Source organism: Bacillus sp. MZGC1 (assembly GCF_002998605.1).
GTDB lineage: Bacteria > Bacillota > Bacilli > Bacillales > Bacillaceae > Bacillus.
This window is the reverse complement of sequence record NZ_PVRE01000003.1, coordinates 500,289-514,849: the sequence shown is the minus strand read 5'-3', so window position 1 is coordinate 514,849 and position 14,561 is coordinate 500,289. Positions and strand designations below refer to the sequence as shown.

17 protein-coding genes and 1 tRNA gene are annotated in these 14,561 nt (G+C 42.5%); 16 read left to right on the top strand and 2 right to left on the bottom strand.

Going from position 1 to position 14,561, the window contains the following annotated elements; all coding sequences use genetic code 11:
- Positions 1-26 precede the first annotated feature (26 nt).
- From C6Y06_RS12085 to C6Y06_RS12065, 5 genes are all read left to right on the top strand, one after another.
- Complete coding sequence (locus tag C6Y06_RS12085) at positions 27-635, top strand: succinate dehydrogenase cytochrome b558 subunit (protein WP_047945318.1); 609 nt, start codon at positions 27-29, stop codon at positions 633-635.
- 37 nt (positions 636-672) lie between these two features.
- Positions 673-2,433, top strand: coding sequence for a succinate dehydrogenase flavoprotein subunit (gene sdhA / locus C6Y06_RS12080; RefSeq protein WP_012010817.1), 1,761 nt, complete (start codon positions 673-675; stop codon positions 2,431-2,433).
- Between the two features lies 1 nt (position 2,434).
- The gene (gene sdhB / locus C6Y06_RS12075; protein WP_060596956.1) at positions 2,435-3,199 is read left to right on the top strand and encodes a succinate dehydrogenase iron-sulfur subunit; all 765 of its coding nucleotides are present in this window, start codon (positions 2,435-2,437) and stop codon (positions 3,197-3,199) included.
- Between the two features lie 121 nt (positions 3,200-3,320).
- A complete protein-coding gene (locus tag C6Y06_RS12070; protein WP_060596955.1) occupies positions 3,321-3,782 on the top strand; it encodes an acyl-CoA thioesterase in 462 nt (153 codons plus the stop codon).
- Between the two features lie 78 nt (positions 3,783-3,860).
- On the top strand, positions 3,861-4,580 hold the full coding sequence (locus C6Y06_RS12065; RefSeq protein ID WP_034661753.1) for a biotin--[acetyl-CoA-carboxylase] ligase: 720 nt from the start codon (positions 3,861-3,863) through the stop codon (positions 4,578-4,580).
- A gap of 26 nt (positions 4,581-4,606) precedes the next feature.
- Here C6Y06_RS12065 and C6Y06_RS12060 read toward each other — a convergent pair whose 3' ends face one another.
- Complete coding sequence (locus C6Y06_RS12060) at positions 4,607-5,737, bottom strand: 2-methylaconitate cis-trans isomerase PrpF family protein (RefSeq protein WP_106036941.1); 1,131 nt, start codon at positions 5,735-5,737, stop codon at positions 4,607-4,609.
- Between the two features lie 136 nt (positions 5,738-5,873).
- Here C6Y06_RS12060 and C6Y06_RS12055 point away from each other — a divergent pair, with 136 nt between their 5' ends.
- The 10 genes from C6Y06_RS12055 (at position 5,874) to C6Y06_RS12010 (ending at position 13,438) form a co-directional block, all read left to right on the top strand.
- Complete coding sequence (locus C6Y06_RS12055) at positions 5,874-6,734, top strand: LysR family transcriptional regulator (protein WP_060596953.1); 861 nt, start codon at positions 5,874-5,876, stop codon at positions 6,732-6,734.
- 151 nt (positions 6,735-6,885) lie between these two features.
- Entirely contained in the window at positions 6,886-8,202 is a 1,317-nt protein-coding gene (locus C6Y06_RS12050; protein ID WP_106036940.1) for a CitMHS family transporter, read from the top strand.
- Between the two features lie 205 nt (positions 8,203-8,407).
- Entirely contained in the window at positions 8,408-8,632 is a 225-nt protein-coding gene (gerE, locus tag C6Y06_RS12045) for a spore germination transcription factor GerE (RefSeq protein WP_003184172.1), read from the top strand.
- Between the two features lie 149 nt (positions 8,633-8,781).
- Positions 8,782-9,222 carry a MarR family winged helix-turn-helix transcriptional regulator gene (locus C6Y06_RS12040; RefSeq protein ID WP_003216546.1) on the top strand — a complete coding sequence of 147 codons (441 nt, stop codon included), beginning with the start codon at positions 8,782-8,784 and terminating at the stop codon, positions 9,220-9,222.
- Positions 9,223-9,229: 7 nt separating this feature from the next.
- A complete protein-coding gene (racE, locus tag C6Y06_RS12035; RefSeq protein ID WP_012010811.1) occupies positions 9,230-10,048 on the top strand; it encodes a glutamate racemase in 819 nt (272 codons plus the stop codon).
- 101 nt (positions 10,049-10,149) lie between these two features.
- Complete coding sequence (locus C6Y06_RS12030) at positions 10,150-11,211, top strand: GerMN domain-containing protein (protein WP_034661739.1); 1,062 nt, start codon at positions 10,150-10,152, stop codon at positions 11,209-11,211.
- 151 nt (positions 11,212-11,362) lie between these two features.
- Positions 11,363-12,091, top strand: coding sequence for a ribonuclease PH (gene rph / locus C6Y06_RS12025; RefSeq protein ID WP_060596912.1), 729 nt, complete (start codon positions 11,363-11,365; stop codon positions 12,089-12,091).
- Positions 12,092-12,101: 10 nt separating this feature from the next.
- Complete coding sequence (locus C6Y06_RS12020; protein WP_181185471.1) at positions 12,102-12,704, top strand: XTP/dITP diphosphatase; 603 nt, start codon at positions 12,102-12,104, stop codon at positions 12,702-12,704.
- 14 nt (positions 12,705-12,718) lie between these two features.
- Entirely contained in the window at positions 12,719-13,243 is a 525-nt protein-coding gene (locus C6Y06_RS12015) for a YfcE family phosphodiesterase (protein ID WP_060596911.1), read from the top strand.
- A 121-nt stretch (positions 13,244-13,364) separates the two neighbouring features.
- A tRNA-Arg gene (locus tag C6Y06_RS12010) sits at positions 13,365-13,438 on the top strand.
- Positions 13,439-13,601: 163 nt separating this feature from the next.
- Here C6Y06_RS12010 and C6Y06_RS12005 read toward each other — a convergent pair.
- A complete protein-coding gene (locus C6Y06_RS12005; protein ID WP_106036939.1) occupies positions 13,602-14,321 on the bottom strand; it encodes a hypothetical protein in 720 nt (239 codons plus the stop codon).
- A 98-nt stretch (positions 14,322-14,419) separates the two neighbouring features.
- Between C6Y06_RS12005 and C6Y06_RS20635 the strand changes: the two genes are divergently transcribed.
- Positions 14,420-14,530, top strand: coding sequence for a DUF4241 domain-containing protein (locus C6Y06_RS20635; RefSeq protein WP_411265986.1), 111 nt, complete (start codon positions 14,420-14,422; stop codon positions 14,528-14,530).
- Positions 14,531-14,561 lie beyond the last annotated feature (31 nt).

Below are 14,561 nucleotides of genomic sequence, written 5' to 3'. Positions count from 1 at the left end.
TGCACTTTTTACTAGGGGGTAAAGTAATGTCGGGGAACAAAGAATTTTTTTATCGGAGATTGCATTCTTTGCTTGGCGTCATTCCGGTCGGTCTATTTTTAGTACAGCACTTAGTGATTAACCACTTTGCGACGAATGGACCAGAGGCGTTTAACAAAGCTGCACACTTTATGGAACAGCTTCCATTCAGATATGCACTTGAGCTGTTCGTGATTTTCTTACCACTGATCTATCATGCTGTTTATGGGGTGTACATAGCCTTTACGGCACAAAACAACACGTCTCGCTTCAGTTACTTAAGAAACTGGTTGTTCAGACTGCAAAGGATTTCAGGTATCATCACATTAATTTTTGTCACTTGGCACGTATGGGAAACACGAATTCAAGCTCAGCTTGGAGCTGAAGTGAACTATGACATGATGGCGAATATTTTAAGCTCTCCATTTATGCTAGGCTTCTATATTGTCGGCGTTTTATCTACTATTTTCCACTTTGCTAATGGCTTGTGGTCATTTGCTGTCAGCTGGGGAATTACTGTTTCACCACGCTCACAAAGAATCTCCACATATGTGACATTAGGTATATTTATAGCGCTTTCATATGTAGGGCTAAGAGCAATTTTCGCTTTTGTTTAAGAGGAAATAGATTAGTAGAAGAGGGAGAGGGGCTACAATGAGTAATTCTAGCATCATCGTTGTCGGAGGCGGCTTAGCTGGTCTCATGGCAACTATCAAAGCAGCAGAAGCGGGAACAGCTGTTAAACTATTTTCAATCGTACCTGTGAAACGTTCGCATTCTGTCTGTGCACAGGGCGGAATCAACGGAGCGGTCAATACAAAAGGTGAAGGGGATTCACCTTATGAGCATTTTGATGACACGGTGTATGGCGGAGATTTCTTAGCGAACCAGCCGCCAGTAAAGGCAATGTGTGAAGCAGCGCCGTCCATTATCCACTTACTTGATCGGATGGGTGTCATGTTTAACAGAACACCAGAGGGATTACTGGACTTCCGCCGCTTCGGGGGAACACAGCACCACCGTACAGCATTTGCTGGAGCTACAACAGGTCAGCAGCTATTATATGCACTAGATGAGCAGGTTCGCCGCTATGAAGTAGCAGGGCTTGTCACGAAATATGAAGGCTGGGAATTCCTTGGCGCTGTGTTAGATGACGAGGAAGTATGCCGAGGCATTGTCGCGCAGAACTTGACGACAATGGAAATTGAATCCTTCCGTTCAGATGCAGTGATCATGGCAACTGGTGGTCCTGGAATTGTGTTCGGTAAATCAACGAACTCGATGATCAACACTGGATCTGCTGCATCCATCGTCTATCAGCAAGGTGCTCATTACGCAAATGGAGAATTCATTCAAATTCACCCAACAGCGATCCCTGGAGATGACAAGCTTCGTCTCATGAGTGAATCGGCTCGTGGTGAAGGCGGACGTGTTTGGACATATAAAGACGGGAAACCTTGGTACTTCCTTGAAGAAAAATACCCAGCATACGGGAACCTTGTACCGCGTGATATCGCAACGCGTGAAATCTTCGACGTATGTGTCGAGCAAAAGCTTGGCATCAACGGAGAGAACATGGTATACCTCGATCTTTCTCATAAAGATCCAAAAGAACTTGATATTAAACTTGGCGGCATCATTGAAATCTATGAAAAGTTCATGGGTGATGACCCGCGTAAGCTTCCAATGAAAATTTTCCCTGCTGTTCATTATTCAATGGGCGGATTATGGGTTGATTATGATCAAATGACGAATATCAAAGGTCTATTCGCTGCCGGAGAATGTGATTACTCTATGCACGGCGGAAACAGACTTGGTGCAAACTCACTGCTTTCTGCGATTTACGGCGGGATGGTCGCTGGACCAAATGCGGTCAAGTACATTAGCGGCCTTGAAAAATCTGCGGAAGACCTATCTTCTGCAACATTTGACAGCGCTGTGAAGAAAGAGCAGGAGAAATGGGACAACATCCTCAGCATGGACGGAACAGAAAATGCATACGTGCTTCATAAAGAGCTTGGAGAATGGATGACGGATAACGTCACAGTGGTTCGTTACAATGACAAACTCTTAAAAACAGATCAGAAGATCGAAGAATTAATGGAGCGCTACAAGCAGATTAACATCAACGATACAGCTTCATGGAGCAACCAAGGCGCTGCCTTCACACGTCAGCTTGACAACATGCTTCAGCTGGCAAGAGTCATTACGATCGGGGCATACAACCGGAATGAAAGCCGAGGCGCACACTACAAACCGGATTTCCCAGAGAGAAACGATGAAGAATTCCTAAAAACAACGATGGCTACGTTCAAAGGGAAAAATCAAAAGCCTGCATTCCACTATGAGGACGTCGATGTATCGTTAATTGCACCTCGTAAACGAGATTACTCGAAGAAAAAGGTGGAGAAATAAGATGAGTGAAAAAAACACGATTCAATTCATTATCACACGTCAAGATACAGCAGATGGAAAGCCTTATGATGAAGAATTCGAAATCCCTTACCGCCCAAATATGAACGTCATTTCCGCCCTTATGGAAATAAGACGGAACCCGGTCAATAAACAAGGGGAAAAAACAACAGCGATTAACTGGGATATGAACTGTCTTGAAGAGGTGTGCGGAGCTTGTTCCATGGTCATTAATGGAACACCGCGCCAGTCATGTACAGCACTCATCGATCAGTTAGATCAGCCGATTCGTCTTCAGCCGATGAAGACATTCCCGGTTGTGAGAGACTTGCAGGTTGATAGAAGCCGGATGTTCAATTCCTTGAAAAAGGTGAAAGCATGGGTACCGATCGATGGCACATATGATCTCGGTCCTGGACCAAGAATGCCTGAGAAAAAACGTCAATGGGCGTATGAGCTTTCTAAATGTATGACATGTGGTGTCTGCCTTGAAGCTTGTCCAAACGTGAATGATAAGTCTTCCTTTATGGGCCCTGCACCGCTTTCACAAGTCCGTTTATTTAACGCACATCCGACAGGTGCGATGAATAAGTCTGACCGTCTAGAAGAAATTATGGGGGACGGCGGTCTTGCGAACTGCGGGAACTCCCAAAACTGTGTGCAGGCTTGTCCGAAAGGAATCCCGCTGACAACGTCAATTGCAGCACTTAACCGAGATACAACTTTACAAGCATTCCGTAACTTCTTCGGAAGCGATCACGCAGAATAACATCACATTCAGTCCTCTTTGCCAATCATGATGAGTGTTTAAGGGGCTGGATGCAACATATAAACAAACGCCTCTTCCAATACGGGAGAGGCGTTTTGTTTCCAAATAAGGAGATGATCAAGTGAGACTGCCGTCATATATTGAAGAACCGTTTGAAGAGTGGAGGGCATCCTTTCGATTTTATGTCGAAACCACCGTTCGTTTTTCAGAAACGGATATGTTTGGCCATATGAACAATGTCACCCCTTTTGTGTATTTCGAAGAGGCACGAATTGCCTTTTTTCAAAAGACGGGAATTGTTGATAAACGGATGAAACGTGTGAGGGAGACCATTACAGTCGTCGCAAACCTGCAATGTGATTACATCAAGCAGGTAGAGATTGGGGAGAGGCTTCGTGTGTATGTCAAGCCGGAAAAGGTCGGATCAAGCTCACTCATCCTTCATTATTTAGGAGAAAATGAGCAGCAGGAACCTTGCTTTACAGGCTCAGTCACCATGGTGCAAATTAGTAAAGACACAGGCGCATCTGTCCCGTTTACAGAGGAAGAAAAAGAGACGTTTCAGGCGCAGCGAAATGAGTAACATGCTGGCTCATCAACATGCACACTTCATTTTGTTATAATAAAAGCATCATATCAAGAAGAAACAAGAGGAGAACACATGAAGATTTTTCAATATGACACCATTGATAGTACAAATAATGAAGCGAAAAGGCTCATGCAGCAAGGAGAAAAGCCCTCATTTGCTGTCTATGCACGCCAGCAGACAGCAGGAAGAGGCAGACTCGGCAGGCCGTGGGAAACGCCTTTAGGGAATGTGGCGGTCACCATGACAGTCTTACCGCCAGCAGAACTCTCCACCCAGTCAACGATCGCCCCGCTGACAGCACTAGCAATCTATGATGTTCTGAAACCACTCATGAGAGCGGAGGATCAGCTGGCGATCAAATGGCCTAATGATATTCTCATTAATGAAGCAAAGGTATCCGGCACATTAATTGAAGCAGACCGCAGTTCCATTTATATCGGTGTTGGCATCAATGTAGAGACGAAGCCGGAGCATGTCCCGTACAAAACCATTTGCTTATCAGAGCTGACAGAGGTGAAAGCCGATCAGCTAGTGAAAGAACTGGCAGCGGCTTTTGAAAAGTACCATTCACGCTGGCAGAATGAAGGGTTTGAAGCACTCACTGCCCTCTATAACAAACGGTTATATCGTCTCAACAAGCCCCTTCGCATTTCGTTAGATCGTGAAAAACAAACATGGGAAGAAGGCATTTGCTGCGGAGTCAACCGCTACGGTCATCTCCAGTTAAAAGATGAGAAAGGGCAGATAAAAGCTCATTCTGCTGGAGATATTGATGCCCCGCTTCAGCATTAAAAAAGCAGACGATGTTCTCGTCTGCTTTAGGCTTCTCTTTTGATCTGAGGCTGCACGATATAGTCTTGTTTTGTAAAGACAACCCCGTCTAGAATTTCTCTTGCGGTTCGAATGACTTTGACTCTGTTTTGAGAGATGTCAATTTCAGTTTGCATAATACCAGCAGGATGCCCAATACGAAGTGTGTCGTCATGCCCTTTAAACAGCTGAGCCGGAAGCGTTTCATCCAAGAAACAGCTGGCTGTCACGCAGACAGAGCCGGTAATGGCAAGTGCTTGGTGCGGTCTTTGCATCGATAGCATACGAACGATGATGTCCATATCGGCTGCTCTTCTCAAGATTCCATTAGTATCTACATAATCAGCAGGCTCGCTAATGAGCGCAAGCTTTGGAACAGCTGGAGACTGTAATGTCGCCATTTCTTTTGGTGCAAAGTGACACATTTCAGCAGCGATAGAACGAATTTCTTCTAAATCATCCAATAATTCGTCTGTAAACTCTTCAGGCAATTCAGTTCCTTTTAATTGAATATCTTTGGCACGAATAAAGGCAATTGGATTTGCAATGTCAACAATCGAGATGGGAATCTCTCCAAACTTTGTTTGAATCGTATCAATTTTGTTTCCAGTCGGAAAGGTTTTACCTGTGACAGCACCTTCAGGATTTTCAAAAGATAAATAAATGGGAGAACCTGTCCCTTTTACTCCTGGAATTTCTGCCTGTCCCTCAAATTTTACTTCTCCATTTTCGACTTCGACCTCTGCTGTAATGACTTTATTTGTGTTGGTATTGAGGATACGTACAGTCGTAATGGGCTCAACCGCTTGAACAAGTCCTTTAATGATGGCGTATGGTCCAACCGCTGATGAGATATTCCCGCAGTTTCCTTTAAAGTCGACATATCTCTCATTGATGCTGACTTGTGCAAACGTATAGTTCACATCCACATCTGGGCGTGTGGCTTTATCAATAATGGCTACTTTGCTTGTTAAAGAATTACCGCCGCCGATTCCATCGACCTGCAGCCGGTCAGGGCTGCCCATAATGTCTAATAGAAATGCCTCGAGCTCATCGTGTTCAAATGGTGCATTGTTTGCTTGAATGAATACCCCTTTGCTTGTACCGCCTCGCATGATTGTGATTGGAACTTTTCTCATTACTCTCACCCTCAATTTTTTAATGAACTGTTTATCTAACCAAAATGGTAAAGTATAATAAGAAATAAGTTAAATACATTATTTTGAGAATAATCAATAAAAATATTTTATAATTAGTAAAAAAGGAGGGCATAAAATGGATGAAAAAGATTGGCGGTTTCTAAAGGTGCTTTATGAAGAAAAGAACATCACAAAAGCGGCAGAAAAATTATTTGTCTCTCAGCCTGCCTTAAGCTATCGATTGAAACAGCTTGAAGAGGAGTTTGATATGAAGCTTTTCTTTAAAAGAAAACGAGGAATCGAATTTACGTCAGAGGGCGAGTACTTGGCTAAATACGCAAATGACATGCTCAAACAGCTCCAGCAAACGAAAGATGGCATGCTGAATATGCAAAAAAAGGTCAAAGGAACAATTCGGTTAGGGGTCTCAAGTAACTTTGCCCAGTATAAACTGCCAGAAATTTTAAAAGAATTTTCTAAGCAGTATCCACATGTTCAATTTATGGTGAATACAGGCTGGAGCACGAAAGTCATGGACTTATTAGGCACATCAAGTGTCCATTTAGGGATTTTAAGAGGGGATTACGACTGGAATGGAGAGCGGTTTTTGCTCGATAAAGAGCGGCTTTGTATCATTTCAAAATCAGAAATCCAGCTGAAAGACCTCCCAAAGCTGCCGCTCATTGACTATCATACAGATAGTTCATTAAAACGATTGATTAACAGATGGTGGCAGGAAACGTTCACAATGCCTCCGCTTGTGACGATGGAGACAGACCGTCAGGATACATCAAAAGAGATGGTCAAGCATGGTTTAGGCTATGCCATTGTCCCAGAAATTTGCCTCAGACCAAGTGATGAGCTATTTGTAAAAGGTCTTTCGTATAAAGATGGACAGCCCGTTTTAAGAGATACATGGCTTATGTACCAGCCAGACTCCCTTCATTTATCTGTTGTGAAAGCATTCATTGAGTTTTTAAGAAGTCAGCAAGGTTGATTATAAAAGAATTTTATAGAATATACGAAAAAATCAATATTTTCATTATAAAAAGAGCTATTATATCCTTGAAATAGAAAGCGCTAACATTCATCGCAAGTGCAAAGGGGCGCTTGCTGATCGCGTAAAGAAGAGGATGGAGGGATATAAAGTGCTAGCTATTTTAGGGATCTTGATGGTCTTGACATTTACATTTCTCATTATGACAAAACGTATGCATCCGGTGGTGGCTCTAACCGTTGTACCTATCATATTTGCATTGATCGGTGGTTTTAACCGCGGATTAGGGGACATGATGCTTGATGGACTTAAAACTGTTGCACCATCAGCTGCTTTATTGTTATTTGCGATTTTATTCTTTGGTGTCATGCTGGATGCTGGGCTGTTTGATCCACTGATTAAACTCATTTTACGTATTGTGAAAGGTGATCCTGTCAAAATTGCTTTTGGGGTAGCAATTTTGTCTATGCTTGTTGCATTAGATGGTGATGGAACAACAACTTACATGATTACCGTATCAGCTATGCTGCCACTTTTCTTAAGAATTGGGATGAACCCGTTAATTTTAGGAACAGTTTCATTATTATCATTAGGAATTATGAGCGGAATGACGCCATGGGGCGGTCCAGCTACTCGTGCAATTGCTGCGCTTGGCTTGGATGCAGGCGAATTTTTCATTCCATTACTCCCAACGATGGTTGGAGGCGGTCTTTTTATACTTTTTACTGCTTATGTACTTGGGAAAAAAGAAAGAAAACGGATTGGGATCGCAGAGATTCAGCACAAAGAAGAGGTGTCCATTTCTCCTGAATTGGCTGCGTCAATTGAGGATGGCGTAGAAGACATGAAGAGACCAAACCTCATTTGGATCAACTTCTTCCTCACAATTGCTGTCATGGCCACACTAGTCCTAGATATTATACCAATACCTGTACTCTTCTTAATTGGATTTGTCATCGCTCTCATGATCAACTATCCAAAGGTTGAAGATCAGCGCGAGAGAATCTTATCGCATGCAGGAAACGCATTAACGGTCATTACCCTTGTGTTTGCAGCAGGAATTTTCACAGGCATTTTTTCGGGGACAAAAATGGTGGAGTCCATTGCTAATTTGGTCATTTACATGATTCCGGATTCCTACAGCTCATTTTTTCCACTCATTGTCGCTTTAACGAGTATGCCATTTACATTTGTTCTTTCAAATGATGCTTACTATTTCGGAGTGCTGCCAATCTTGGCTGAAGCCGGCGCAGCATACGGAATTGATCCGGTGGAGATTGCACGTGCCTCTATTATAGGACAGCCTGTTCACTTGCTGAGCCCTCTTGTGGCTTCAACGCTGCTTCTTGTCAGTATGCTGAACAAAGATATTGGCGATTTGCAAAAATACGCACTGCTGTGGACTGTGTTAACAGCCCTTTTTACAACATTGATCGCTTTGTTAACAGGAGCCATTTCTATCTTTTAAATACGTGTATGAAAAGGACGATGTCTCGGATAGGAGACTCGTCCTTTTTTGTGCTGATAAAAGCGCACAAATTGGACGCTCATATGCGGGAATTCTCGATTTTAACGTCACCTACCTCGGGCACCCGGCATATGATATCTCGACTATACAGAATCCCATTCTATAGAGACTAGAGCTCTCACCTTAGCAAGGAGGGTTACAATACTTGAAGGAGAAAGAGTTTCAATCCAAGCCGCTATTAACCAAAAGAGAAAGAGAAGTATTCGAATTGCTCGTCCAAGATAAAACAACTAAAGAAATTGCAAGCGAGCTTTTTATTAGCGAAAAGACTGTTCGAAATCATATTTCGAATGCCATGCAAAAGCTAGGAGTCAAAGGCCGTTCACAGGCCGTCGTCGAGCTTCTGCGTATGGGTGAGCTAGAGCTCTAAAGTCAGCCGGTTTTCCTTCCACACCAGGGAGGAACCGGTTATTTCTATATGGTTTCCATGAGTCTCTTCTTGCATTTTCTCTGAAAAACGAGGAAAATAGGAATGTACGTTTTAATCAAAGTGAGATGCTATAGTGAGGTATCAATGAAATGGAAACGAATGAGTTCGACCATGTAGCAGAGATTGAGAAATCATTGCGCCATATTGCTGCAATTATTAAGCAAAAAGGCAGAGAAATCCTGAATCAATATACGATTACACCTCCTCAATTTGTAGGGCTTCAGTGGCTTTATGAATTCGGAGATATGACAATAGGTGAGCTATCACAAAAGATGTATTTGGCTTGCAGTACAACCACCGACTTAATTGATCGAATGGAGAAAAGTGAACTTGTTGAACGAGTAAAAGATCCTTCTGACCGCCGCGTGGTTCGCATTCATTTATTACCTGAAGGCGAGCGGATCATTCAAGAAGTGATTGTCAAACGCCAAGAATACGTCAGTGAACTTCTAGGGGCTTTCTCAGAAGAAGAAGCCATCGTTTTCAACCAATCCTTAACGAAACTACAGCAGCAAATGAAAAGAAAATGAGGCGATTTTGTTGGATCAACCAATCGGCGTGATTGATTCCGGCGTCGGCGGTTTAACCGTTGCAAAGGAAATCATGAGACAACTGCCAAAAGAAAAGATCATTTACGTAGGCGATACAAAACGGTGTCCGTATGGCCCGCGGAAAGAAGAAGAGGTTCTTCAATATACTTGGGAAATGGCACACTACTTATTAAGACATCACCATATTAAAATGCTCGTCATCGCATGCAACACAGCGACGGCGATCGCACTTGATGAAATTAAAGCAACGCTTGATATTCCGGTCATTGGCGTGATTCAGCCCGGCGCCCGTACAGCCATCAAGGTGACAAACAATCAGCAGATTGGTGTCATTGGTACAGCCAATACGATCAAAAGCGAGGCATACAAAGAAGCACTGCTATCCCTAAAAGCAGGACTAGCGGTTCAAAGTCTGGCATGTCCGCTGCTTGTCCCATTTGTGGAAAGCGGTACGTTTTTAGATCAGACAGCAGATGAAGTGGTGAAAGATTCCCTTGAACCAATGAAAGAAACAGGAATTGATACGCTCATTCTTGGCTGCACGCACTATCCGATTTTAAAAGAGTCGATTCAGCGCTTTATGGGCAGTGATGTGAGCATTATTTCATCAGGGGATGAGACAGCTAGAGAAGCCAGTACGATTCTTTCGTATAAAGGGCTGTTAAACACTTCTCAAGAAGCACCTGTTCATACATTTTATACAACAGGGCAGCAGCAAAATTTTGAAAACATCGCTCGTGACTGGTTTGGCTACCTCCCAGGGAAGGTCGAAACCGTATCACTTGAACACGTCTATCAGCAATAACCCGCTTCTTCTTGAGGTGGGTTATTTTTTTATGAAAAGGGTCTAATCCACATGAGGAGCTCGTATACATAGTAGTACAAACTACTAGAGGAGGGTGAAGTATGCTGAAAAAAGGATCTACAGCAGCTGTGACGTGTATCGCGTCAGCCATGCTTTTGTCAGGATGCGGATTGTTTCAAACAGACCAAGCGAAAACAGAGATTGACCCGCCACAAAACGTCACATATGTGAAAGAAAATAAAGAAGATAAACAAACAGCCAAAGAAGGAAAAGAAGAGAAGAAGGCAGATACAGTCATGAGAGAATTATATTTAATTGATAAAAACGGGTATGTCGTCTCTCAATCCATTCCGCTGCCGAAAAACGAAGGAAGTGCCAAACAAACCCTTGAATATCTCGTGGACGGAGGACCGATTTCTAACCTCATGCCAAATGGGTTCCGAGCTGTTTTGCCGGCCGACACGAGCGTATCTGTCGACATTAAAGACGGAACGGCCGTAGTGGATTTTTCAAATGAATTCAAAAACTATAAAAAAGAAGACGAACAGCGCATCCTGCAATCTGTCACTTGGACGTTAACGCAGTTTGATTCTGTCGCCAAAGTCAAATTGAAAATGAATGGACATGAACTAAAAGAAATGCCTGTGAACGGTACACCGATCTCCGATGATTTAAGCAGAGAAGACGGTATAAATATTCAGCACGAGGCTGCCGCTGATATGACATCGACAAAGCCAGTGACGGTTTACTACTTAGCTGAATCTGATGAACAGACGTACTATGTTCCTGTGACCAAAAGAGCGCCAAAAGACGAGGATGATCCGATTACAGCAGCCATTGATGAGCTCGTCTCTGGACCAAGCAAAAAAAGCCATTTGCTCACAGACTTTGATCAAGATGTAAAGCTGAATGATGTCCCGAAAGTAAAAGACGGACATGTGACACTTGATTTCAACGAATCCATTTTTGGCAGTGCAGATGAAAAGAAAAAGGTCATTTCACAAAAAGTTCTTGATAGCATTGTGCTCACATTAACAGAGCTGCCGGACGTCAAAAGCGTATCGGTTAAGGTAAACGGCAAGGCTGAGCTTGTGAACGAAAAAGGAGCAGAGCTGACAAAGCCGGTTTCAAGACCAGAACAAGTGAATACAGGTAGTTTTTAACGGCACACATTGATATAATGGAGAAAAAGAGGCATGCATATTCGCTGCCTCTTTTTTATTCCAAGCGATTAGAACGAGCCTAGGTTGTCAAAGTTAGTAGGAGAACCCCGCTGGCACCCGCGCGGAATGTATATCGTAATGGAGGTAAATCATGAGATTAGATGAAAGACAATATGACGAATTAAGAAAAGTTGAAATAGAGGCAGGCTACATTAAGCATCCAGAAGGCTCTGTCTTAATCTCATCGGGAAATACGAAGGTGATTTGTAACGCATCCATCGAAGACCGTGTACCTCCTTTTTTAAGAGGAGAAGGAAAAGGCTGGATTACAGCAGAATATAGCATGCTTCCAAGAGCAACCGCACAAAGAACGATGAGAGAATCTTCTAAAGGAAAAGTTACAGGACGTACAATGGAGATTCAGCGCTTAATTGGACGAGCACTCCGCGCAGTCGTTGACTTAGAAAAGCTTGGCGAACGCACGATTTGGATTGACTGTGATGTCATTCAAGCAGACGGCGGAACACGCACAGCATCCATTACAGGTGCTTTTGTCGCCATGACACTTGCGATTCAGAAGCTTCGAGCAGAAGGAGTTATCAAAGAAAACCCGATCACTGATTATTTAGCGGCGATATCCGTCGGAATTGATTCTCAGCAAGGTCTTCTGTTAGATTTAAATTATGAAGAAGATTCTTCAGCTGAAGTAGATATGAATGTCATCATGACAGGTGCTGGACGCTTTGTTGAACTTCAAGGGACAGGCGAAGAAGCGACATTCTCAAGAGAACAGCTAAACGGACTGCTTGATTTAGCCGAAAAGGGCATCAAAGAATTAATCGAAAAGCAAAAAGCGGTTACAGGAGAAGTCATCGAATAAAAAGAAGGGTTTGATCAGGATGAAAACAGCCATCATTGCAACGCACAATGCGGGCAAAGCGAAAGAATTCAAAGCCATTCTTGAGCCAAAAGGATTCACGGTCAAAACACTAGCAGACATCGGCTTTACTGAAGAGATTGAAGAAACAGGACAAACCTTCGAAGAAAATGCCATCATCAAAGCCGAGGCGATTCAAGCCAAAGCAGGTGAAATGGTCATTGCAGACGATTCCGGTTTGTCGATTGACTATCTTGGCGGAAAACCTGGCGTATATTCAGCGAGATACGCTGGTGAGCATAAAAACGATGCTGAGAATGTGGAAAAAGTGCTGAGCGAACTTCAAGGCATTGAAAAAGAAGACCGCACAGCCAGATTCAGATGTGCCCTGGCTGTCAGCATACCGGGCAAAGAAACAAAGACGGTAGAAGGATCAGTAGAAGGCTTCATCGCAGAGGAACCAATCGGCGAAAACGGCTTCGGATATGACCCCATTTTCATCGTCAAAGACAAAGACCAGACGATGGCCGAATTATCACCAGAGGAGAAAAACAAGATCAGCCATCGAGCGGTCGCGCTTCAAAAGCTTTCATCACTGCTAGACGCAAATGAATAAGGGGGAATGAAGCCATGAAGATACTCATCATGAGTGACAGTCATGGACTCACAGACGAACTTCAAACCATTGCCAAACGGCACGCGGATGAAGTCGATATGATGATTCACTGCGGAGATTCAGAACTCGAAACGAACCATCCAGCACTCGAAGGATACAAAGTCGTCAAAGGAAATTGTGACTTTATGGGCGATTTTGAAGAAGAGCTCCTGCTCCCACTTGATGGAGGCGGAAAACTATTTCTCACTCACGGACATCTGCATGGCATCAAACAATCCTTGCTTCAAGTCTACTACCGTGCAGAAGAGCTAGGCGCAGACATTATCTGCTTTGGCCACTCGCACATCCCAGGCAGTGAGCTGCTAAGAGGAAAACTGCTTATTAACCCGGGCAGCGTGCACCTGCCAAGAATGCGTAAAGAGCGCAGCTATGCGATACTGACACTAGATGGAAGCGAAGCAAACGTACAGTTTTTCACAGACGAAGGTCTGGTCATACAAGACCTCGAAAACACTGTCACATTGGAAGGTATTTCATAAGGGTGCAGCATTTGCCCCTTATGAAAAAAACTTTCGAAAAACCGTTGACTTTAAAGAACAATAGTAATATAATAAATCTTGTCGCTGAGGTAATGCGCCACAGCACACTACATAACAACATGTCCCAGTAGCTCAGCAGGATAGAGCAACGGCCTTCTAAGCCGTCGGTCGGGAGTTCGAATCTCTCCTGGGACGTAATTAAATAATGAATGATAGCAAAAAACGTCCAACCTAACCTTTGGACGTTTTTTGATTGATTAAAAAGAGATTATTTCCTTGTTTTCGAAACAGTCTTTTAAAATCAAGTGATGTGTTTAATTAAATGAAATAAAACAAAGCAGTAAAAAGATGTATTTAATTAATTTTTAGTTATAGAATTAATAATTTCAATTCGATCTTGAATGCTTCCTGTATTGAGTTCACTCAATAGTGTTTCTATCTCTCCACTAATTTTGAACTTATAAATCCCATCTTCTTGTATGATGTGAATTCCTATATCACAAGTTCTACTTACTTGTTTTGAGTTAAGTGAAATATCATTAAAGATATTAAGCATTATCCTTAAACTACCCCAAAAACCTTTCTTACCAATATTTAAATCATATCTTTCTTCTGTGAATTTAATCTTATTGGGAGATTCAAGGAAATCTCCTGGATATACAATATTTATGGATCCATTTTCTAAAATTGCGAGATTTGTTCCAGAATGTTTGTTTGAGAGTATTCCAACTCTAAGAAAAATACTCGTTTCATTGGCACCTAGCCAAGAAGCGACTACTACGCTGGCATCTATATCTTCTTCAAATATGGGATTTTCTGATTTACATGCTTCAAGTACACTTTTAAATAAAATTTCAATATTATTTGTATCTTTAATTTCGTTTGATGCTAATGCTTCCTTTAGTTTAAATAGATAATCGGACAGACCTGCTCCACTCGCCCATCCCATATCTCTCAAGTTAACAAGTTTAACATGACCATCTTCAAAGCCATGTTCTTGGTAGCGCCCGAAGTTTATTCTGTTATCAGATAGAATAATTGAAAATTCTTTACTTACATATGATAAAACTGCAGTCAACTTTACCCCTCCTTATGGCTTATATTTCGCTAGATGTTACATTTATCCTCTAAAAATAAAAATTCACACATAATGAAAATTTAAAAAACCTATGAGAAATCATAAAATTATTAAGCTTTTTCGGTGACGGGATGTATCCAAGCTTTTGGGGGTTAGATCAAAACGGAGAACCTGCTTGCCTTGTGACGGATTTTCTTATAATGGACTGATGAGAAACCCATGAAACCATGGGTTCTTTTA